Source organism: Streptosporangium sp. NPDC000095 (genome assembly GCF_042899335.1).
GTDB lineage: Bacteria > Actinomycetota > Actinomycetes > Streptosporangiales > Streptosporangiaceae > Streptosporangium.
Window position 1 is genome coordinate 106,702 of the sequence record NZ_JBIAZS010000013.1, and the last position, 20,759, is coordinate 127,460.

General features: G+C 71.3%; 18 protein-coding genes. 8 read left to right on the forward strand and 10 right to left on the reverse strand.

Going from position 1 to position 20,759, the window contains the following annotated elements; genetic code table 11:
• The first annotated feature begins 63 nt into the window (after positions 1 to 63).
• From ACFY3V_RS26895 to ACFY3V_RS26905, 3 genes are all read left to right on the forward strand, one after another.
• Positions 64 to 1,440, forward strand: a complete 1,377-nt coding sequence (locus ACFY3V_RS26895) for a serine/threonine-protein kinase (protein WP_350947579.1) — start codon at positions 64 to 66, stop codon at positions 1,438 to 1,440.
• 327 nt (positions 1,441 to 1,767) lie between these two features.
• Positions 1,768 to 2,547, forward strand: coding sequence for an electron transfer flavoprotein subunit beta/FixA family protein (locus ACFY3V_RS26900; RefSeq protein ID WP_350947580.1), 780 nt, complete (start codon positions 1,768 to 1,770; stop codon positions 2,545 to 2,547).
• An 18-nt stretch (positions 2,548 to 2,565) separates the two neighbouring features.
• Positions 2,566 to 3,519 (forward strand): electron transfer flavoprotein subunit alpha/FixB family protein, encoded by a 954-nt coding sequence (locus ACFY3V_RS26905; protein ID WP_389777289.1) that lies wholly within the window; start codon positions 2,566 to 2,568, stop codon positions 3,517 to 3,519.
• Positions 3,520 to 3,833: 314 nt separating this feature from the next.
• Here the strand turns inward: ACFY3V_RS26905 and ACFY3V_RS26910 are convergent, their stop codons facing one another.
• Positions 3,834 to 5,036, reverse strand: a complete 1,203-nt coding sequence (locus tag ACFY3V_RS26910; RefSeq protein WP_362921002.1) for an MFS transporter — start codon at positions 5,034 to 5,036, stop codon at positions 3,834 to 3,836.
• A 196-nt stretch (positions 5,037 to 5,232) separates the two neighbouring features.
• Entirely contained in the window at positions 5,233 to 5,739 is a 507-nt protein-coding gene (locus ACFY3V_RS26915; RefSeq protein WP_350947583.1) for a TetR/AcrR family transcriptional regulator, read from the reverse strand.
• Positions 5,740 to 5,849: 110 nt separating this feature from the next.
• Between ACFY3V_RS26915 and ACFY3V_RS26920 the strand changes: the two genes are divergently transcribed.
• Positions 5,850 to 7,013, forward strand: a complete 1,164-nt coding sequence (locus tag ACFY3V_RS26920) for a cysteine desulfurase family protein (protein ID WP_350947584.1) — start codon at positions 5,850 to 5,852, stop codon at positions 7,011 to 7,013.
• A gap of 168 nt (positions 7,014 to 7,181) precedes the next feature.
• Positions 7,182 to 8,252 (forward strand): tRNA 2-thiouridine(34) synthase MnmA, encoded by a 1,071-nt coding sequence (gene mnmA, locus ACFY3V_RS26925; protein ID WP_350947585.1) that lies wholly within the window; start codon positions 7,182 to 7,184, stop codon positions 8,250 to 8,252.
• Between the two features lie 2 nt (positions 8,253 to 8,254).
• On the opposite strand, the gene ACFY3V_RS26930 is transcribed toward mnmA, so the two are convergent.
• The 7 genes from ACFY3V_RS26930 to eccD all read right to left on the reverse strand — a co-directional run bounded on the left by ACFY3V_RS26930 (position 8,255) and on the right by eccD (position 14,627).
• A complete protein-coding gene (locus tag ACFY3V_RS26930; RefSeq protein ID WP_350947586.1) occupies positions 8,255 to 8,896 on the reverse strand; it encodes an MBL fold metallo-hydrolase in 642 nt (213 codons plus the stop codon).
• A 99-nt stretch (positions 8,897 to 8,995) separates the two neighbouring features.
• On the reverse strand, positions 8,996 to 10,435 hold the full coding sequence (locus ACFY3V_RS26935; protein WP_362921006.1) for a WXG100 family type VII secretion target: 1,440 nt from the start codon (positions 10,433 to 10,435) through the stop codon (positions 8,996 to 8,998).
• Between the two features lie 4 nt (positions 10,436 to 10,439).
• Entirely contained in the window at positions 10,440 to 10,811 is a 372-nt protein-coding gene (locus ACFY3V_RS26940; RefSeq protein ID WP_362921008.1) for a hypothetical protein, read from the reverse strand.
• Positions 10,812 to 10,916: 105 nt separating this feature from the next.
• Positions 10,917 to 11,222 (reverse strand): WXG100 family type VII secretion target, encoded by a 306-nt coding sequence (locus tag ACFY3V_RS26945; protein WP_350947589.1) that lies wholly within the window; start codon positions 11,220 to 11,222, stop codon positions 10,917 to 10,919.
• 22 nt (positions 11,223 to 11,244) lie between these two features.
• Entirely contained in the window at positions 11,245 to 11,559 is a 315-nt protein-coding gene (locus ACFY3V_RS26950) for a WXG100 family type VII secretion target (protein WP_350947590.1), read from the reverse strand.
• Between the two features lie 108 nt (positions 11,560 to 11,667).
• The gene (gene eccB, locus ACFY3V_RS26955) at positions 11,668 to 13,095 is read right to left on the reverse strand and encodes a type VII secretion protein EccB (protein ID WP_389777298.1); all 1,428 of its coding nucleotides are present in this window, start codon (positions 13,093 to 13,095) and stop codon (positions 11,668 to 11,670) included.
• Positions 13,096 to 13,241: 146 nt separating this feature from the next.
• Entirely contained in the window at positions 13,242 to 14,627 is a 1,386-nt protein-coding gene (eccD, locus tag ACFY3V_RS26960) for a type VII secretion integral membrane protein EccD (protein ID WP_389777301.1), read from the reverse strand.
• 265 nt (positions 14,628 to 14,892) lie between these two features.
• On the opposite strand from eccD, the gene eccCa reads away from it, so the two are divergent.
• The 3 genes from eccCa (at position 14,893) to ACFY3V_RS26975 (ending at position 20,284) form a co-directional block, all read left to right on the forward strand.
• Positions 14,893 to 18,849: a type VII secretion protein EccCa gene (eccCa, locus tag ACFY3V_RS26965; RefSeq protein ID WP_389777304.1), complete on the forward strand. Its 3,957-nt coding sequence runs from the start codon at positions 14,893 to 14,895 to the stop codon at positions 18,847 to 18,849.
• A 98-nt stretch (positions 18,850 to 18,947) separates the two neighbouring features.
• The gene (locus ACFY3V_RS26970) at positions 18,948 to 19,331 is read left to right on the forward strand and encodes a hypothetical protein (protein ID WP_362899394.1); all 384 of its coding nucleotides are present in this window, start codon (positions 18,948 to 18,950) and stop codon (positions 19,329 to 19,331) included.
• Positions 19,328 to 20,284, forward strand: a complete 957-nt coding sequence (locus ACFY3V_RS26975; RefSeq protein ID WP_389777307.1) for a hypothetical protein — start codon at positions 19,328 to 19,330, stop codon at positions 20,282 to 20,284. Before ACFY3V_RS26970 ends, ACFY3V_RS26975 begins: the two co-directional genes overlap by 4 nt.
• Before the next feature lie 134 nt (positions 20,285 to 20,418).
• Here ACFY3V_RS26975 and ACFY3V_RS26980 read toward each other — a convergent pair whose 3' ends face one another.
• Entirely contained in the window at positions 20,419 to 20,757 is a 339-nt protein-coding gene (locus tag ACFY3V_RS26980) for a YbaB/EbfC family nucleoid-associated protein (protein ID WP_389777310.1), read from the reverse strand.
• Positions 20,758 to 20,759 lie beyond the last annotated feature (2 nt).

Below are 20,759 nucleotides of genomic sequence, written 5' to 3' on the forward strand. Positions count from 1 at the left end.
GTGGACCGGTGCGCGATCGTCTTCTCTGCTGCACGATGGATGTGACCGGCCGGAAGGAGTCGCATGGTCGCGACCGACGGTGAACGTCTTGGCCCCTACCGCCTGTTGTCGCGACTGGGCGCCGGAGGTTTCGGCGAGGTCCATTTGGCGCTGGATCCCCGGGGACGCACGGTGGCGGTCAAGATCCTGCACCCCCACGTCGCGGCGGACGAGACGGCCCTGACCAGGCTGGCCCGCGAGGTGGAGACCATGCGGCTGGTCCAGGGGCCTCGGGTCGCCGAGGTCCTGGACGCCTCCCTGGAGGGGACCCGCCCCTATCTGGTCACCCGTTATGTGCAGGGCCGGCCGCTCAGCGCGGTGGTCGCCGCCGACGGTCCCGTCGCCGGCGACGATCTCGTACGCCTGGCGCGCGGCCTGGCCGAGGCCCTCGCCACCGTGCACGCCGCCGGGGTGGTGCACCGCGACCTCAAGCCCGCCAACGTGATCCTGACCGACGGCGAACCGGTCGTGATCGACTTCGGCATCGCCTCCGCGCTCGACTCGCCCTCGGTCACCGCCTCGGGGGCCGTGCTCGGCACCCCCGGCTATCTGGCGCCCGAGGTGCTTGAGGGCGCCGAGGCCGGCCCCGAGGCCGACGTCTTCGCCCTCGGGGCGACGCTGGCGTACGCGGCCACCGGGCGGCACCCCTACGGCACGGGGCCGGCGTCGGCGGTCGGCTACCGGGTCGTCCACCACTCTCCCGACCTCGACGGCGTTCCCGGATGGCTGGAGCCGACGCTCGGCAGGTGCCTGCTGCGCGTTCCCGCCGACCGGCCGTCCGCGGACACGATCCTGGAGTGGCTGGACGGTACGCCGGTCGTCCGACCGGCCGGACCCCGCCACGAGGTCGCGGGGAAGAGCGCCCGGGGCAGGGGCATGCGGCGGCGGAGGGTCGGGTTCCGTGACCCTTCGCCGTTCGTGGAGGCGGACCTTTCTGACGCCGGGGCCCGGCACCGGGACGTCTCGGTGCCGGAGAGCAGACGACCGGCCGACACCGGGATGCAGGATCTCAGCACCCGGGAGTGGCGGCCGGGGGAGCCGCGCCGGGCGGCGGGCAGGCCCTCGCCGGAGGAGGCCTTCGCGCGCCGCAGGGTCGTCCTGCACCGTCGCTGGGTCGTCGGCACCGGCCTGTTCGTCTCCCTGCTGGCCGCGACCGCGAGGGAACCGCTGCCGGAGGTGGCGCTGCTGCTGCTCACCGGGTACGGCTCGGTGATGCTCGTCGACGCGGGCATCGCGCTGTTCGCCCGCCGCGACCGTGGGCGCATGATCCTCGACCTGGCGGCGGGGGCCGGGGCCGTCGCGCTGGGAGCGGTTTTGAGCACGTTCTTCAGTACGCTCACCCTGGCGCTGGTGCTGGGCACCGTCGTCTTCGTCCTGGCCGGGATCCTGGTGGCGAGCTGAGCGGGCGAGGGCCGTCCCGCTGTGTGGAACCCGCCCGCGAGCACCGGAACATAGCTCGGTATGGTAGGGGCGTGTTCCTCGGGGAAGGTTACGGCTGCCCGATGTGAGCCGTGCAACCTGGTGGTTTGCACCTAAGCTACTCGTGGGTAACATAATTGAGGGAGGCCGGGGCGGGCACGTACCGACCGGGCAACCCACTGCCACGCCGCCCGAGAGCATTTGGCAGTCTTGGCAGCGCGTGCACGTACCCCGCGTGCACGTACCGCATTCGGCGTCAACCGCAGCGACGCGGTGGCGTACGCGAACACGGGAGGTCGGCCACCGGCCATGAACATCGTCGTCTGCGTGAAGCAGGTCCCCGACACGGCGACCGAGCGCAAGCTGAGGTCCGATGACAATACGCTCGACCGCGACGCCGCCGACGGCGTCATCAACGAGCTGTGCGAATACGCGGTCGAGGAGGCACTGCGCCTGAAGGAGGCCCACGGCGGTGAGGTGACCGTCCTCACCATGGGCCCCGCCAAGGCGAGCGACACCATCCGCAAGGCTCTGGCCATGGGCGCCGACAAGGCCGTCCACCTGGTGGACGACGCGCTGCACGGCTCGGACGCCCTGGGCACCTCACACGCCCTGGCACAGACCCTCAAGAAGATCGGTTTCGATCTGGTCGTGCTCGGCTCGGAGTCGACGGACGCCCGCACAGGCGTCCTCGCCGCGATGCTGGCCGAGCGCCTCGGCGTGCCGCAGCTCACCTTCGCCAACCAGGTGCAGGTCGACAAGGGCGCCATCTCCATCCAGCGCGTCACCGACTACGGCTATGACAAGGTCGAGGCCTCGCTGCCCGCCGTCGTCTCCGTCGTGGAGAAGATCAACGAGCCGCGCTACCCGTCCTTCAAGGGCATCATGGCCGCGAAGAAGAAGCCGGTCGAGAAGCTCGGCGTCGCCGACGCCGAGATCGACGCCTCCCAGGTGGGCCTGGCCAACTCCTGGAGCGAGGTCGCCGAGTTCGCGGTCGCCCCGCCCCGCGCGGCGGGCACGGTCGTCAAGGACGAGGGCGACGGCGGCGTGAAGGCCGCCGACTTCCTCGCGTCGAAGAAGTTCGTCTGAGAACGGGGGTTAGGTGAAATGTCCGAGATTCTCGTTCTGGTCGAGCACGTCGAGGGCCAGGTCAAGAAGGTCACCCTTGAGCTGCTGACGCTCGCCAGGAAGCTGGGCACCCCGGCGGCGGTCTGGACGGGCGCGGGTTACTCTCCCGAGGCCCAGGCCAGGCTGGCCGAGTACGGTGCGGAGAAGATCTACGTGGCCGACTCCGCCGAGGTGAGCGACTACGTCGTGGCCCCCAAGGCGGAGCTGCTCGCCCACCTGGTGGGCGAGAAGTCGCCGGTCGCGGTGCTCGTCGCCGCGACGGCCGAGGCGAAGGAGATCGCCGGTCGTCTCGCGATCAAGATCGACTCCGGCGTGCTCACCGACGTCGTCGGCATCGAGGACGGCCTGGTCGCCGACCAGTCCATCTTCGGCGGCGGCATCAACGTCCGCTCGCGGGTGACCAAGGGCATCCCGATCGTCGCGGTGCGCCCCAACGCCACTCCCGTCGAGGCCGCCGCGGGCGCGGGCACCGAGGAGCACGTCACCTTCACCGTGTCCGACGCCGCCAAGAGCGCCAGGATCGTGGAGCGGGTCAAGGAGGAGAAGGGCGCTCGCCCGGAGCTCACCGAGGCCGCGATCGTGGTCTCCGGTGGCCGGGGTGTCGGCTCCGCGGAGAAGTTCTCCATCATCGAGGAGCTGGCCGACTCGCTCGGCGCGGCCGTCGGCGCCTCCCGCGCCGCCACCGACGCCGGCTGGTACCCGCACCAGTTCCAGGTCGGCCAGACCGGCAAGACCGTCTCGCCGCAGCTGTACATCGCGGCGGGCATCTCCGGGGCGATCCAGCACCGGGCCGGCATGCAGACCGCGAAGACGATCGTCGCGATCAACAAGGACCCCGAGGCGCCGATCTTCGAGCTCGCCGACTACGGCGTCGTGGGCGACCTGCACCAGATCGTCCCGCAGCTGACCGAGGAGATCACCAAGCGCAAGTGACCCGCTCGGGTCACCCGGCGTACCGACAGGCAGGAAAACGGCAGGGGCACCGCACTCGACGTGCGGTGCCCCTGCCGTTTTCGTTCCGGTTCTCACGGAGGGCTCCCGGACCGGAACGGCTTCGCGAGATCCGTGACCCGCGAAGCCCCGGACCTGTGGCGTGTGGGGCGGAGTTCGTGGTTCGTCGGACCGGTCCCGTTTTCAGGCAGGGACCAGGACGAGGCCAGGCCCAGACCTGGCCAGGACAGGACAAGCCAGGGCGGGGCCAGGGGCCCAGGCCGAGCCTGGGCAGGGACAGGCCAGGACAGGGCGGGTCAGGCCGCCATGGACAGCTCGCGCCTGGGACTCTCCAGCGGGACGGTGACCGCGCGGGAGCGGGGCAGGAACCACGCCGCGGCGGCGATCAGGACGCCGAGCACCACGGCGATGCCGAGGCCCACCCTGAGCGTGACCAGGTCGGAGAGGAAACCGATGATCACGGGGCCGAGCAGCAGCCCCGCGTAGCCCATCGCACCGGTCTGGGCGATGGCGGGTCCGGGATCGCCGGTCGCGCCGCCCGCCAGGGACATCGCCATCGGCGAGACCGTCGCCACGGCCACGCCCACGAACAGCATCGCCGACAGGGCGATCGGCGCCGTGGGGGCCGTGATGACCACGGCGAAGGTCGCGGCGGTGGCCAGACCCGAGGCGACCGTCATGCCGCGGGCCCCGAAGCGGATCCGGACCCGGTCGCCGGCGAGACGTCCGGCGAGCATGCCCGCCTCGAAGATCGGATAGCCCAGGGCGGCGAGCGCCTCCGGCGCCCCCAGCACGTTGCGCAGGTACAGGCCGTTCCAGTCGGCGACCGTGCCCTCCACCATGAACGCGCAGAAGGCGATCACGCCGAGGAGGTAGACCACCGGAGGCATCCGGCGCCTCGTCGTGCTCCGGCTCCCGGCCGAACGGCCCGAGGGCGCCGGAGGGTCGGGCAGGTAGGAGCGGCTGAGGAAGACCGTCACGGGGAGCGCGAGCAGCGCGACCAGGGCGAGGTGGGCCGTGATCGAGAGCCCGGCCACGATCGCCACGGTGCCCAGCAGGCCCGCCGAGATCGCCCCCACGCACCAGCCGGCGTGCATGCCGTTCATCAGCGGGCGGTCGTAGGCGCGCTCGACCGCCGACCCCTGCGCGTTCATCGCGACGTCCACCGCGCCGAACGCCATGCCGAACAGGCCGCTCGCGACCAGGACGAGGGGGAACGAGGGCGCCACCGCGAGCAGCGCCAGGGTGATCGCGGTCAGGGGGGCCGCGACCCGCAGGATGCTCCGGCTGCCGAAGCGTGCCATCACCCCGCGCATCGACTGCATGGTGATGAGCGCTCCCAGCCCCCACACGAGGAGGGTGACGCCCACCGACGCCTCGGACAGGCCGAGCTTGTCGGAGAGCGCCGGAATGCGCACGGTCATCGATCCGCACAGCAGCCCGGCGAGCACGAATGTGAGAACCGCCCCGGTTCGGGCCGCCCTCAGGTCGCGGGTCATGACGTAATCCCTTCAATAAATGTTTTGACAAACCGGGGAGCGGGCATGCCGAAGACGGTCGCTTTCGCACGCGAAAGCGACCACCAGTTTTTAGGGGCCTACCTGCTCGGTGAATGATCGGAACAGACGCCCACCGATCGGCGCGTCAGGGCGCCAGGATGATCAGGTGGGCAGGGTGTCCGGGCGGGCGGGGTGCTCAGGCGGGCAGCAGGGCGAGAAGGCGCTGTTTCAGCCCCTCGAAGTGCTCGGCGTCGTAGAGATCGGGGTCGTGGCTCGCCACGTCCCACAGTCCCTCGCAGGCCAGGCGCACGATCTGCGCGGCCCCCGGGTCGGGCTCGCGGTCGAGCCCCTCGCGGTGCCAGCGGGCCATCGCCACCCGCAGCGGCGCCAGAAGATAGAGGTTGCCGGAGGCTCCCGTCACCACGGCCCAGCGTCGCAGCCTGCCGCTCTGCACGGCGGCGAACGTGGCCGCCAGATAGTTCTTGGTGTAGGTGTCGTGTCCCTGAGCCGCGATGAGCTCGTCGAACTCCTCGATCAGCCGCTCGACCATGCCCTTGATCAGGGCTTCCTTCGTGCCGAAGTGATAGAGCAGACCGCCCTTGCTGCATCCGGCGCGCTCGGCGACGGTCGCCAGGGTGAGCGCCTGAGAGCCCTGGTCGCAGAGCAGATCCTCTGCCGCGTCCAACAGCTCTTCCCGTCTCATGGCGGTTACTGTACCGTCTGGACGGTTTAGTAGTCAACTCGGGGATCAGGTCCCGGGCGGGCGCGGATACCCTTGGAAGGTTGACAGCGAGTGGGGGAGGGAATGCGGCCGTGAAGCCCGCCTATCTCGATCATGCGGCGACCACGCCGATGCTTCCCGAGGCGATCGAGGCGATGACAGCCCAGTTCGGCCGGGTCGGCAACGCGTCGTCCCTGCACGCCGCCGGTCGCCGCACCCGCCAGGTCGTCGAGGAGTCGAGGGAGACCATCGCCGCCGCGCTCGGCGCCAGGCCCAGCGAGGTCGTCTTCACGGCGGGCGGCACCGAGGCCGACAACCTCGCGGTGAAGGGCCTGTACTGGGCCCGTCGCGCCGGGGGCGCCGACAGGATCCTGATCAGCGCGGTGGAGCACCACGCCGCCCTGGACCCCGCGCACTGGCTGAGCGACCACCAGGGCGCGACCGTCGAGCTGCTCGACGTCGACGAGGTCGGCCGGGTGCACCCGCAGACCCTCCGCGACGCCATCGAGCGTGACCCGGCGAGCGTCGCCCTGGTCAGCGTGATGTGGGCCAACAACGAGGTCGGCACCATCCAGCCGGTCCACGAGCTCGCCGCGATCGCCCGGGAGCACGGCATCCCCTTCCACACCGACGCGGTCCAGGCCGTCGGCCAGCTTCCCCTGGACTTCGCCGACTCGGGGGTCGACGCGCTGACGATCTCCGGGCACAAGGTCGGCGGCCCGATGGGCGTCGGCGCCCTGCTGCTCGCCAGGGGCGTCGACCCGATGCCGGTGCTGCACGGCGGCGGCCAGGAGCGCGACATCCGCTCCGGTACGCTCGACGCCCCCTCCGTCGCCGGTTTCGCCACGGCGGTGCGGGCCGCGGTGACCAGGCAGGCCGAGACCTCCGCCCGGCTGACCGGGCTCCGCGACGACCTCATCCACCGGGTCCGCCAGGCGGTGCCCGGCGTGATCCTCAACGGCGACCCGGTGAGCCGCCTCCCCGGCAACGCCCACTTCTCCTTCCCCGGCTGCGAGGGCGACGCCCTGCTCATGCTGCTGGACGCCAAGGGAGTGGAGTGCTCGACCGGTTCGGCCTGCTCGGCCGGGGTGGCCCAGCCCTCCCACGTGCTGCTCGCGATGGGCGCCGACGGGGTGCGGGCCCGCGGCTCGCTGCGCTTCTCCCTGGGGCACACCTCGACCGAGGAGGACGTGGACCGGCTCGTCGAGGTCATCGGCCTCGTCGTCGAGCGCGCCCGCCGTGCGGGCATGAGCTGATCCTCGTCGTACAGGTGTCCGTCGTACCGGGCACGTGCCGAATCTCGGGCGGGGCGGTCCGTGTTTCCGGGGCTCCCGGTCTCTCGGCCGGGCGCGAGCCGGTTCACGGCCCAGGGGCCTCCTGATCCGACGGGGGTGGGCGCCCGACGCGGGTAGGCTCAAGGGGTTATGAGTCTTCGTGTGCTTGCCGCCATGTCCGGTGGCGTCGACTCCGCAGTGGCGGCCGCCCGCATCGCCGAGGCGGGCCATGACGTCACCGGTGTCCACCTCGCCCTCTCCGCCAACCCCCAGTCCTATCGGACCGGCGCCCGCGGGTGCTGTACGGTCGAGGACTCGCGAGACGCCCGCAGGGCCGCCGACGTGATCGGCATCCCCTTCTACATCTGGGACATGGCCGAGCGGTTCCACCGGGACGTGGTCGAGGACTTCGTCAGCGAGTACGCCGCCGGACGCACGCCCAACCCGTGCCTGCGCTGCAACGAGAAGATCAAGTTTGAGGCGGTGCTCGACCGGGCTCTCGCGCTGGGCTTCGACGCGGTGGCCACCGGGCACCACGCGCGGATCACGGACGGTGTCCTGAGCCGCAGCCCCGACCAGGGCAAGGACCAGTCGTACGTCCTGGGCGTGCTCACCAGGGAGCAGCTCTCTCACGCGATCTTCCCACTGGGTGACTCCACCAAGGCCCAGGTCCGTGAGGAGGCCGCGCGGCGTGGCCTCATGGTGGCCGACAAGCCCGACAGTCACGACATCTGTTTCATCGCCGACGGCGACACCCGAGGCTTCCTCGCCGACCGCCTCGGCGCGGAGCACGGCCCGATCGTCGACGAGTCCGGCGAGGTCGTGGGTGGCCACGAGGGTGCCTACGGCTTCACGATCGGCCAGCGCAAGGGCCTGCGCATCGACCGCCCGGCCCCCGACGGCCGCCCGCGCTACGTGCTCTCCATCGAGCCGGTCTCCAACACCGTCACCGTCGGACCGCGCTCGTCCCTCCAGGTCACGACCATCGTCGCGGAGCGGCCGGTCTGGAACGGCCCGGTGGACGAGCCGCGCGAGCCACTGGCCTGCACGGTCCAGCTCCGCGCCCACGGCGAGGTGTACGGCTGCCGTGCCCAGCTCTCCGGCGGGGAGGTCCACATCACGCTGGACGACCCGGCCACCGGGGTCGCGGCGGGGCAGGCGGCCGTGCTCTATCTCGGCGACACCGTGATCGGCTCGGCCACCATCGCCTCGGCCTCCTGAGGCTAGGGCAGGGTGACCGACTCGCCGGGCTTGAGGCGGCGCATGTCGGCCTTCTGTTTGTCCGACTCCATCTCCAGCCACATGTCGACCAGCCGGAGCCCGATGTCGTTGATCAGGCCGTCGTGGGTGGAGAAGGCACGGGCCGGACGGATCCGGCGGAGATACTCGACCATCTCCGACGCCTTCATCCACGGCGCGTTGGTCGGCACCAGGAGCGTCGGCACCTCGACACCGGGAAGGGTGAACGCGTCACCCGCGTAGAAGACCTCCTCGTCCACCAGGAAGCCGACGTTGCGCACGATCGGCAGGTCCGGGTGGTTGGGGGCGTGCCACTCACCGACGACCTTCACCCCGAAACCGGCCGTGTCGAAGGCGTCGCCGTGCCGTACCACCTGGATCTTCGCGGGCACGTCGGTGAGCGTGGCGGCCACGCCCTCGTTCGTCCAGATCTCCAGGGACGGGTTCGCCTCGGCGGCCCGGCGCAGCCGGTCGGCGTCCACGTGGTCGAAGTGCTCGTGGGTGATGAGCACGGCCTGTGCCCCGTCGAGCGCGGACTCCTCGCTGAAGGAGCCCGGGTCGATCACGAGGGCGGAGTCGTCCTTCTCCAGGCGGACACACGCGTGCCCGAATTTCGTAAGTCTCATCCCCTCACTCTATGAGGAGCCGAGATCACGGCCCCTCGGGGAGGGAGGGCGGACCGCGCGGGGGGCTGCCGGGAAGGCGGTGCCCTCCGCGCGGTCCGATCAGTTGATCACGGGCGGCGCGGTACCGCGGTCACCACCCCACACGTCCTCGTCCTCGGTGAGCCAGGTGGAGCGTTCGCGGTCCTGGTCTCCCTGGCCCGCCGCGCCGCTCATGGGCATGAACGGCATGCCGCCCATGCCCATGCCGCCACGGCCGTCGAGCCTCGGGCCGCCGACCCCGCCGACGCCGCCGAGACCACCACCGGTCCCGGTGGTGCCGCCGTTGCCGACCCAGGAACTCGGCCCCGCGGGACCGTTCTGGCCGAACACGGTGGGACCCGCGCCCCCTCCACCGCCCCCGGTGTAGGGGGGCAGACCGGTTCCGGGGCCGAGCCCGGTGCCGGGACCGGCTCCCGTGCCGGGACCGAGCCCGGTTCCGGGGCCGGGCACGGTGGGCTCGAAACCGGCCAGCTTGGTGTTGCGCGGATCGTTCGGATCCAGGCCCGCGCGCGGGTCGTTCGGGTTCAAAACCGTCGGGTCGGTGTGTCCGGGCGGAAGGTTGCCGTTGCCCGGCAGGCCCGTGCCGGGAACACCCGGACCGGGAAGCTCCGTGCCGGGAAGGCCCGTGCCGGGAGCACCGGGACCGGGAAGTCCCGTACCCGGATTGCCCGCGCCGGGACCGCCGGGATAGGCCGGGACGGAGGGGTGGGAGACGCCGGGATAGTCGCTCCCGCTCGGATAGCCGCTCCCCGAGCCTCCCGGATAACCGCCCGAGAAACCGGGCAGCCCTCCGACGCCACCCCCGCCGTAGCCGCCGGGTATGCCGCCGCCCCCGGCGTAACCCCCGCCTCCCGGATAGCCTCCCAGGCCGCCGGGGTAGTTCTGGTTGGTGAGCGCGGGGTCGGCCGCGCCGCTCAACTGGGGCAGGTCCTTCTCCACGGTCGCGGGAATGCGGTCGTAGAGGTTGACCAGCTCCTGGTTGAGGGCCATCAGGTCCTCGCGGGCGAAGTCGTTCGTCGACTTGTTGGTGAAGAGATACGTGTCACCGACCTTCCCGACGGCGATGTCGTCTCCCGGAAGGAAGTCGACCCCGTCGAGGAAGCCCATCGAGGGCCTGCTGTTGGCGTACTCGATGTACTTGGGAAGGACCTCCCTGCCGTAGTGGGTCAGTGGTGGCCCGAGCTGGCCGCAGCGGGTGGACAGCTCGTTGACCGTCTTGTGGACCAGTTGGAGCGCGTTCTGCGCCTCGATCGAGGCGTCACCGCTCCAGACCTGGGCGAGTTCTCCGGCGATCTGCCGGATGAGGGTGTGGCTGGCGCGCAGTGTGGACGCGGCGGAACTGTAGGCGTGGCCCGCGTCCTCGATGGCCCGCGGGTTGGTGTTCTGCAGCATCACCTTGATCTCTTCGGCGCTGTAGCCGCTGTAGTGGCCACGGCTGCCGATCCCAGGAGGTCCCTCACCGTCGAACTTGATGTGGTGAAGCGCGTGGTCGTTGCCCATCGCCTCAGCCCGCCTTGTTCGTGGTGCTGGCCTGCTCGGCGTCCTGGTAGTTGTAGGCGGCGACGCGCAGCAGCTCGATCGCGGCCCGGTATTTGACGATGGTGTCCTGGTATACCGTGCCGACCTTCATGTGGGCCTTGCCCGCGGTCCTGGCGACGTCCTTGGCGGTGTCCCATGCGCCGAAGTGGGTCTCGGTCAGGTTGGTCATGGCCCGCATGTCCTGCAGGGCGCCCTCGTTCGAGCCCTCAAGGCGCGCGACGTCCTCCTCAAGGGCCTTGAGGAGCTGCTTGATCCGGTCGCGCTTGATCTCGACGGCCGGACGGTCCTTGTCGAGGCCTGGCCAGGGGGGCGCGACTCTGTCTTCGGGAGGTAACATGCCTCTCTCCCCGTTACTGAAGGGGCCGCGGCGACGCCGCGACCCGGTTGGTTCTCCCCGGTGACATGGGCCGCGGCAGCGCCGTGACCCGCCCCGTTCGCGGGGTCAGCGTCCGTCGAACATCGTGACGTTGACCTTCTCGGTGTTCGCGAAGTTCTCCCTGCCGATCTCGATGACGCCACCGAGACGCTGGAGCAGCGCGGCCATCCGGCCGGACGCGGCGTCCCACTGCGCACGGGCGCCGTAGTAGGCCGTGCGGGCGTCGCCCTCCCAGTCGCCGAGCAACCGGTCGAGGTCCCCTTCCAGGTTCTGGAGGGTCCCTTCCAACATCTGCCACTGCCGCGCGAAGTCCGCGGCAGAGCGGTCCATCTGGCCGAAGTCGACAAGAGTGCGGTCAAAGTCGCTAGCCATGGTGATCCCCGTTTCTGAGCTGTCAGCTGTTGATGTCGGCCCCGAGCCGCTGCGAGACGGCGGTCTGGTTCTCCTGGGCCGTCTCGTAGTTCTTCTGGATGTTCTTGAGCTTGATCGACAGGCCCTCGAGCTCGCGCAGGATGTTGGTCATCTCGGTGCTCCAGGCGTTGAACACGCCGTCGAAGGAGACCGCGGACTGGCCGTCCCAGCCGGAGCGCAGCTCGCCCCGGTGGCCGTCGAGCTGGGTCTTGATCTGGTTGATCGTGCCCTTGGCGTCGTCGGTCTTCTGTGACGCCTCACCAAGCCGCGAATGGTACGCGGTGGTCCTCTGAACCACGTGACACCTCCATGGTGTTCGACTGACATGGGTCTTTCGATCATTACAAAGTGGACAACCATCGCATCTCTCACCTGTAACGAACAGATGTACCGTTGATAACGGGGATCACGGTTGTCCCACGGGCACCGGGACTCCCGCCGCCGTCCGGCTGAGCGCGGGTCCCTGCGGGATCAGATGCACGATGTGCGCGGGCAGCGGCGCGACGTCCGCCGCCGTGTAGCCGAGGCTCGCCAGCGACTCCGTCGCGGTGATCGCGTGCCGTCGCCCCTGGTCGCTGACGAGGAAGACCGAGGTGACCGCGTCCAGCCTGTCGTTCCCCGGCAGCACGCCCACCAGCGACGCGGTGCCCGGCGGGAGCACGACCTGGTCCACCGAGTCCTGGTCGAAGCGGCCCGCCGGCGGTGCGGGAATGCGCATGGTGCTGCCGACGGTGAGCCGCGCCCGCGTCGATCCGCGCTCGGTCTCGGCGTAGACCGCGCACACCGGCGAGGCGGGATCGGGGGCGACGACCCGGGGCATGGTGGCGGGAAGCCCCGCGGGATCGAAGCGGGTGGCCGAGCGCCGCATCCCGTTCGCGGTCGCGGCGTCGATCTCCACGGCGCGCACCGGCGCCCTGCCGTACGCCCTCTTGCTCGCCGGGTCCTGGAGCAGGAGTTCGGCCTGGGCTGGGGTGAGCGCGGCCAGGCCGTCGGGGAGCAGGACGTACCACTTGGCGGTGTCCCCCGACGTGGCCCGCACGGTGTAGATCCGGCCCGCGGCGGAGCGCCCCCCGTCGGGGCCGCGCATCACCCTGCCGCGGGCCGCGAGCGCCGGGGCGCTGAAGTCGGGGCCGATGGGCAGCGCGTTGAGCCAGGCCGCGGGGACCTGCCGGGGCTGCTCCTCGGTCAGTGCCCGCAGGCTCTTCTGCGGCACCCGCATCCGCCGGTCCGACCAGAGCAGCCAGGTCTGCGAACCCTCCTGCACGACCATCGCGGTGTCCTGGCCGAGCGGGGTGCCGCCGACCGAGAAGCCGCCGACGAGCGAGGTGTGCGGGGTACGTGTCCCCGCGGTGTCCACGCCCTCGACCACGCAGGCCGACCAGGGGGCGCGGACGAGCCGCTCGCGGGGCGGCAGCGACTCGGGGGCGCCGGGGATGCCGACCAGGAGCCCGCGGGGGAAGCTCGCGAGTGACGCCGTGGTGACCGTGCGGACCTTCACCCCCTGCCCGCCGCCGAGCAGCAGCCTGGCCGAGGTCACGTTGGCGACCGGGATCATCTGCCCCCGCGTGGCGCTGTAGACGAAGGTCGCGCCCGACTCCTCCTCGACGATCACCGTTCCCGGCTCGGTGAGCGCGGTGGCGCCGCCGGGACGCAGCAGCCCGTAGACGCCGAACGCCACCGCCACCAGCACCGCGACCAGGATGCCGCAGAACGTCGCGACGTTCTGCCTGCGCATCGGCGACTCCGGCACGTCGGGCTCGCCCTGGAGCAGGGCCATGCCCAGGCGCTGGGTCATCAGCTTGTGCGCCTGATAGAGATCACGACGGGTCTGCATCCCACCTCCGCCTCGTCGGGTGCGCGGTCGCCGACAGCATAGAAGCGTGATCGACGATCAGTGCAAAGAGCGCGAACGGTGAACGGCACCGGTATCTGGCGTTCACCGCTGTCGACGAGCTCGCGGTCGGGATGCGCTGTCGCCGGTCAGCCCGACAGGCCCCTGATGGCCGCGTACACGTCCATCACCCCGAGCGCGAGCGGGATCAGGGCGAGGATCAGGCAGAACTCCAGGATGTCCCCGGCGCGACCCCAGAACGGGGAGGGCCGCCGCTGGGGGAGGAAGAGCGCCATCCCGCCCGCCACCGCCGTCGCGCACACCAGGCCGACCGTGACCGCCGGAGCCGAGCCGGGCGTGGTGAACGCCACGCCCAGGATGAGTGCGAGCAGGCCGGTCAGCCCTGAGCCGAGCAGCCAGAGACGCTGACCCGTCCCCTGGAAGACACGGGCGCGCATCAGCAGTGCGAGCGAGAGCGTGACCAACGTCGCGGGGGCGGTCCATCCGCTCGCGGTGAGCAGGGCGGGCAGCGTGCCCAGTGCCACCAGGGCGACGCCCGCGGTGAGGCCGGTCGCGAACCGTTCGGCCTCCGTCGCGCGGCGCCGGATGTCCGCGCCGTCGATGTCCTCGGTGTCGGCGCGCAACTCCTCGGCGTTGGCGGGCAGCGCGGGCAGCGGGAGCCGCGCCAGCCGGAAGGACGTCGTCGGGATGAGCGGTGCGCAGGCGAGGGTCACCGCGGCGGCCACCGCGGCCACACCGGCGGCGGGCGCCCCGGTGAACATGACGACCGCCGAACAGATCGTCCCGATGACCGCGGCCAGCCCGACGCCGAAGAAGTTGGGCAGGCCCTCGGCGACGACCCAGCCGGTCACGGTGGCGACCAGCGCGGTCACCGCGAACCCGGCGAGCAGGTTGGGCGCTCCGAAGGCGGCGGAGCCGGCGGGGGGAGCGGGTGCGCAGGCCCCGGCGAGGAAGGCGTGGGGCAGCGCGGTGTAGCCGATGATCGCGCCGGCACGTCCGTCGCCCAGGGCTCTGGAGAGCGCGGCGCCCGCCACGACGGCGAGGATCGCGCACGCTCCGGCGAAGGCGACGACCGGGCTCCAGGGAGGCCCGCTCACCGCGAGCACCACGGCCGCGGCGACCATCGACAGCGCCGCGGTGCCCAGCCCCACGCCCCTGGTGTGCGCGGGCCGCCAGCGCCCGGTCCTTTCCTTGACGCCGGTCGCCACGGTGTCGGCGACGTCGTCGAAGACCGCCTCGGGCAGCTGGGACGAGCGGGGCAGCAGGTAGAGGACCTCGCCGTCCCTGATGCCCAGCTCGTTCAGGCCCGCGCCGGGGGGCATGGGTGCCGCGCCGATCCGCTGGAGTCCCCATCCTCCGACCGGCGCGACCTCCTCGGCGCTCTCGCCGGTGGCGGCGAGCAGGTCGGGCAGCAGATGGGAGAGGGGGAGGTCCGAGGGCACCGCCAGGTCGACCCGGCGGCGCGGGGTGACGACGGTGATGCGGCACAGGGAGATTGCGGTCACCTGGTTCACAGGGCGCATGGTAGCCACCTCCGCGATCATCCGGCACCCGTCGGGGGGCGAACCGCACGGTGTTCAGCCCGCGACCACCCGGTCCGCGGGCAGTGGAGTCATCCTGATCATCCGGTCACGGGCGGTGGAGTCACACCCCAGCGATCATCCGGTATCGGTCCCGGGACGTTCTCGAAGACCCCGTCGAACATCGGGGGCGGTTTCGCTACGGTGATCCGGACTGCACGATATTTGCTTAACTCACATCGGGGGCGAAGTGGGCATAGTGGTCGTTCGGCGTCCTGAGCGGCGCCCACCTCCGGCACCACCGCGCGGCGAGATCCTCCTGGAGTCGCCGCCGGAGATCCCGGAGACCACCTCGGCGGGGTTCACGCAGGTGCTCATGTACCTGCCGATGGTGGCGGGCGGCGCCGCGATGGGGCTGATGTTCGCCGGGGGCGGCGGCGGAAACCCGATCATGTACGTGGCGAGCGGCATGTTCGCGCTCTCCATGGTCGGTATGACCGTCGGCCAGATGGGCAGGGCGGGCGGGGAGCGCAAGCTACGGATCAACGGCCAGCGCCGCGACTACTTCCGCTACCTGTCCCAGACCCGCGCCAAGGTGAGGCGCGCGGCCGCCAGGCAACGTGAGGCGCTCGACTGGAACGGCCCCGCCCCCGACGCCCTCTGGGCGATCGCGCTGAGCGCCCGCCTGTGGGAGCGGCGCCCCTCGGACGCCGACTTCGGCGCCGTCAGGGTGGGCACCGGCTCCCAGCGTCTCGCGATCCAGCTCATACCGCCGGAGTCCAAGCCGGTCGAGGACCTGGACGCCATGTCCGCCGGGGCGCTGCGCCGCTTCGTCCGCGCCCACTCGACGGTGGCCGACCTGCCCATCGCCATCTCCCTGCACTCCTTCGCCAGGGTGAGGCTCACCGGCCCCGAGGCGGCCGTCCGCGACATGGTCAGGGCGCTCGTCGGCCAGCTCGCCGTCTTCCACTCGCCGGACGAGCTCAGGATCGCGGTGTGCGCGTCCAGGGAGTGGATGGCCCACTGGGAGTGGGTCAAGTGGCTCCCGCACGCCCTCCACCCGCACGAGACCGACGCGGCGGGGCCCGTCCGCCTCATGACCGAGGACCTGGGCGAGCTCGACCGGCTGCTGGGCGCCGACTTCAAGAACCGGGCACGGTTCAAGCCGGGGATCTCCCCCGACGCGCTCCCGTACCACATCGTGATCATCGACGGCGGGCACGTCCCGCAGGACTCCCCGCTGGGCGCGGACGCGATCGAGGGGGTCACCCTCATCGACCTCGACGGCACCACCACGCCGGCGGGCGAGAAGACGATGCTCAGGCTGCGTGTCACCGAGGACCTGTTCAGCCGGGTCACCACCGACCAGGCGGGCAAGGAGGTCGTCACCCCGCTCGGCAGGCCCGACCGGTTCTCGTACCTGCAGGCGGACGGGCTCGCCAGGCGGCTCGCCCCGTTGCGTGGCTCACCGGCCGGAGCCGGGGGCGGCGACGCGCTCGCCGCCGACACCACGCTGGCCGAGCTGCTGGGGCTCGGCGACCCCGCGGGGCTGGACCCGGCGCTGCTCTGGCGTCCCAGGGCACCGCGCAACCGGCTGCGGGTGCCGATCGGCGTCGGTACCGACGGGCGCCCGGTCGAGCTGGACATCAAGGAGTCCGCGCAGGGCGGCATGGGCCCGCACGGACTCGTCATCGGCGCCACCGGCTCGGGAAAGAGCGAGCTGCTGCGCACGCTGGTGCTCGGGCTGGCCGTCGCGCACTCGTCGGAGGTCCTGAACTTCGTGCTCGTCGACTTCAAGGGCGGCGCGACCTTCCTGGGCATGGACTCTTTGCCGCACGTCTCGGCCGTCATCACCAACCTCGTCGACGAGCTGCCGCTCGTCGACCGCATGCACGCCGCTTTGCACGGCGAGATGGTACGGCGCCAGGAACTGCTCCGCGCCGCGGGGAACTACGCCTCGTTGCGCGACTACGAGCAGGCCAGGGAGCAGGGGGCCGACCTGCGCCCGATGCCCACGCTCTTCGTGGTGCTGGACGAGTTCAGCGAGCTTCTGTCGGCCAAGCCCGAGTTCATCGAGCTCTTCGTGATGATCGGCCGCCTCGGCAGGTCCCTGGGGGTTCACCTGCTGCTGGCCTCGCAGCGGCTGGAGGAGGGCAGGCTGCGCGGCCTGGACACCCATCTGTCGTACCGGATCGGCCTGCGGACCTTCTCGGCGATGGAGAGCAGGGTGGTTCTCGGCGTGACCGACGCCTACGAACTGCCCTCGGCGCCGGGCAACGCCTTCCTGAAGTTCGACACCACGGGGATGGTCCGTTTCAAGGCCGCGTACGTCTCCGGCCCCTACACTCCCGAGCGGCGGGTCGTGCGGCGCGAGCGCGCCGAGGGGCGGCAGATCGTCCCCTACGGTCCCGCCTACATCGCGCCTCCCCGCCAGGCCGAGCCGGAGGAGGAGCCCGAGAGCGTCGTCGCGGGGCGCGACACGCTGCTCGACGTCGTGGTCCGCAGGCTGGGCGGGCAGGGTCCGCCCGCGCACCGGATCTGGCTGCCGCCGCTGGCCGAGCCGCCCTCGCTCGACCAGCTCCTGCCGCCTTTGTCCGTCACCCCGCAGCACGGGCTGACGACCGCGCACTGGCAGGGGCGCGGGGGGCTGCACGCGCTGCTCGGCGTCGTCGACCGCCCCTTCGAGCAGCGGCGCGACCCGTACTGGCTCGACCTGTCGGGCGCCGCCGGGCATCTGGCCGTGGCCGGGGGGCCGCAGAGCGGCAAGAGCACCGTGCTTCGTACGCTGATCGCCGGCCTCGCCCTCACCCACACCCCCGCCGAGGTGCAGTTCTACTGCCTGGACTTCGGCGGCGGCGCGCTCGCCTCGCTGGAGGGCCTGCCGCACGTCGGCGGGGTGGCCAACCGGATGGACAGCGACCGGGTCCGCCGTACCGTCGCCGAGGTCACCGCGCTGCTCGCGCGGCGAGAGCGGGAGTTCGCCGAGCTGGGCGTCGACTCGATCGCCGCCTACCGGCGCCAGATCGCCGCCGGGGCCGTGGATCCCGGCGGTTTCGGGGACGTGTTCCTCCTGGTCGACGGCTGGCTCACGGTCCGCCAGGAGTTCGAGTCGCTGGAGCCCACGATCACCGAGCTGGCCGCCCGCGGTCTCGGCTACGGCATCCACGTGGTCGCCGCGACCAACAAGTGGTCGGAGTTCCGGCCCTCCATCCGCGACCTGTTCGGTTCCCGGGTGGAGCTGAGGCTGGGTGACGCCTACGAGTCGGAGGTGAACCGCAGGACCGCGATGGCCGTTCCCGAGGGCGTGCCGGGGCGCGGCCTCACCCGCGAGGGCCTGCACTTCCTGAGCGCGCTGCCCCGCGTCGACGGCGGCGACCGGAGCGACGACCTGCCCGCCGCCACCCGGGCGATGGTCGAGTCCGTCGCCGCCGCCTGGCACGGCCCGTCCGCTCCCAGGGTGCGGCTGCTGCCCGCCGTCCTGGCGCCCGAGAGCCTGCCGGGCCCCGAGGAGACCGGTGCGCGCATCCCGCTGGGCATCGACGAGAGCACCCTCTCGCCGGTGCTCGCCGACTTCGACGCCGATCCGCACCTGGTCGTGATCGGCGACAACGAGAGCGGCAAGTCCAACCTGCTGCGCCTGGTGGCCGAGGGGGTCGTGGCCCGCCACGAGCCCTCGAAGGCGCGCCTCGTCGTGATCGACTACCGCCGCTCGCTGCTGGACGCCGCCTACACCGAGCACCGCATCGGGTACGCGGCCTCCTCGACGGCCGCCACCGAGTTCATCGGCGAGCTCAGGGATTCGCTGATCAAGCGGCTCCCCCCGGCGAACCTCTCGCCGGAGGAACTGCGCTCGCGCGGCTGGTGGAAGGGGGCGGACATCTACATCGTGGTCGACGACTACGACGTGGTGGCCTCGGGCGCGAACCCGCTCGGCGGGCTGCTCGACCTGCTGCCCCAGGCCCGCGACATCGGCCTGCACCTGGTGCTGGCCCGCGCGATGGGCGGCGCGGGACGCGCCATGTTCGACCCGGTGCTCCAACGGCTCAAGGACATGGCGACCCCGGCCGTGATGATGTCGGGCCACAAGGACGAGGGTGTGCTGTTCGGGGTGCGGCCCCACGCGCTGCCGCCGGGACGCGCCTATCTGTCCGACCGGAGGAACGGCGTGCGCCTCATCCAGACCGCGTTCGTCTCCCAGCCCGATACGGACAAGTGAACGGGAAGAAACAAAGGAGAACGTTACCCGTAACATCTCGCGTAACAATTGATGAATAGTTTCACCCGGAAAACGTGCGTAACGTTCAGGGGGCTCTCTTGTCATTTCCTTCGGAGCCGACGGATATCAGTCCGGCCGATCTGAAAAGACGTAAGGAAGACTTTCACGCCGAGAGCGACGAGCTCGCCACGGCCTTCGCCAAGGCGATGGCCGACCTCGACGCCCTGGGCGCCTTCTGGGGCAACGACGAGGTCGGCCGGAAGTTCGCGGGCGCCGCGGGGGGCACCGGCTACCTCGCCGCCCGCGACGAGGCGAAGAGCCATGTCGAGGGCATCGGGAACGGCTACCGCAAGATCGGCGACAACCTGGGCCTGGTCGGTGAGAACGTCACCGGGGCGAACTGGGCGACGGTCGGGGAGATGGTCAAAGCGGTCGTCGGCCCCGAGATCGGTGCTCCGGGCAGCAAGGCCGAGCTCGAATGAGTGGCCTGGGCCTGCCCACGGGTCCCCTGGGGGCGGTGGGGGCGTTCGCCAGGGCCAACCCGGTCAAGACCGCGATGGGGGCGGGTTCCCTCGGGGCCGCCGCGTTCGTCACGTCCATGCTCGGCGTGGGCTGGCCGGAAGGCGATCCCGACAAGCTGCGCACGGCAGCGGATATCTGGGACAACCTGGCCAACACCATCGAAGGCTCCGGCACCGACGCGAACGGTGTCGCCGAGCAGGTCTGGAAGAACAACGGCGGCGCGGCCGTCCGGGAGTTCAACACGCTGTGGACGGGCACCTTCCGGCCCTATCCCGGTGAGGTCGCCACGTTCTGCCGGGCGATCGCGAAGGCCTGCCGCGACTACGCGCAGGCCGTGGAGATCACCCGGTACGTGCTGATCGTGCTCGCCGTCCAGGCGTGGATGAACATGGTCTACACGGTGGCCTGGGGCTGGGCCACGGCGGGCATCGGGGCGGCCGTGCAGAAGCAGATCATGGACAGGTTCTTCAAGGGCCGCGCGATCCTGCAGATGAAGATCTTCAAGATCAGCGTCGAGAAGATCATCTACAACTCGTTCTACTACCTGGGTGACAGCGTGGGCTACGCGGGCGGCCAGCAGGTGCTGCAGTGGAGCATCTTCGATCTCGCCGGGGTGAAGAAGGACCTCACCGGCAACGACGTCACCGGAGAGGGGGAGAACACCAAGCAGTTCGGCCGGGGCTTCGTCAGCAACATGGCCTTCAACGCGGCCTTCGACCTGACCAAGATCGGCCCATGGGGCAGGGCGTTCCCCAACGACGCGGCGGGCAACCTGATGTCCCGGCTGGTGGGCTCGGGCACGTACACCGTGGCGGACAACACGGTCCAGGGGGACCCCGCCCTCCCCACCTGGGAGCAGTGGGTCTCCAAGGTGATCGTGCACGGCTCCCGCGCGGCCAAGCCACCGGTCTGAGCGGGGCCCTGCCCTCGTCGGCCCTCGTCGGCCCTCGTCGGCCCTCGCCGTGCTCCCGTCGTGGATCCGGCCCCGGGCGAAAGCCCGGGGCCGGATCCACGACCAGGGTGAACCGGGGCCGACCGGTCACCTGGTCAGAGGGGTTGGTTCCCGAAGGGGTCCTCCAGGAGGGAGTTCAGCAGCGCGCCGCTCTGTTCGGCCGCGTCCCTGACGGCCTCGCCCGAGGCCTCCAGGATCGCCTCCGCGAGGGCCTCGGAGCCCAGGCGGAGAGCACGCGGGTCGATGCGGAGGGCGGCCAGCGCGCCGCTGGCCAGCACCTCCACCGACACGTGGCCGTCGGCCGCCCGGCCGTGGCCCCTGGCCTCGGCCAGGTTCCGGCCGACCTCCTCCATCCGGGTCGTCTGCTCCCCGATCACCGTGAGGAGCCGGTCCGCCTCCGGGTCCCCGGTCGGTGAGTACGGTTTGCCGGACATGC

Coding starts and splice junctions, on each gene's coding strand:
- ACFY3V_RS26895 (WP_350947579.1), top strand. CDS start 64: ATGGTCGCGACCGACGGTGAACGTCTTGGCCCCTACCGCCTGTTGTCG.
- ACFY3V_RS26900 (WP_350947580.1), top strand. CDS start 1,768: ATGAACATCGTCGTCTGCGTGAAGCAGGTCCCCGACACGGCGACCGAG.
- ACFY3V_RS26905 (WP_389777289.1), top strand. CDS start 2,566: ATGTCCGAGATTCTCGTTCTGGTCGAGCACGTCGAGGGCCAGGTCAAG.
- ACFY3V_RS26910 (WP_362921002.1), bottom strand. CDS start 5,036: ATGACCCGCGACCTGAGGGCGGCCCGAACCGGGGCGGTTCTCACATTC.
- ACFY3V_RS26915 (WP_350947583.1), bottom strand. CDS start 5,739: ATGAGACGGGAAGAGCTGTTGGACGCGGCAGAGGATCTGCTCTGCGAC.
- mnmA (WP_350947585.1), top strand. CDS start 7,182: ATGAGTCTTCGTGTGCTTGCCGCCATGTCCGGTGGCGTCGACTCCGCA.
- ACFY3V_RS26930 (WP_350947586.1), bottom strand. CDS start 8,896: ATGAGACTTACGAAATTCGGGCACGCGTGTGTCCGCCTGGAGAAGGAC.
- ACFY3V_RS26935 (WP_362921006.1), bottom strand. CDS start 10,435: ATGGGCAACGACCACGCGCTTCACCACATCAAGTTCGACGGTGAGGGA.
- ACFY3V_RS26940 (WP_362921008.1), bottom strand. CDS start 10,811: ATGTTACCTCCCGAAGACAGAGTCGCGCCCCCCTGGCCAGGCCTCGAC.
- ACFY3V_RS26945 (WP_350947589.1), bottom strand. CDS start 11,222: ATGGCTAGCGACTTTGACCGCACTCTTGTCGACTTCGGCCAGATGGAC.
- eccB (WP_389777298.1), bottom strand. CDS start 13,095: ATGCAGACCCGTCGTGATCTCTATCAGGCGCACAAGCTGATGACCCAG.
- ACFY3V_RS26975 (WP_389777307.1), top strand. CDS start 19,328: ATGAGTGGCCTGGGCCTGCCCACGGGTCCCCTGGGGGCGGTGGGGGCG.
- ACFY3V_RS26980 (WP_389777310.1), bottom strand. CDS start 20,757: ATGTCCGGCAAACCGTACTCACCGACCGGGGACCCGGAGGCGGACCGG.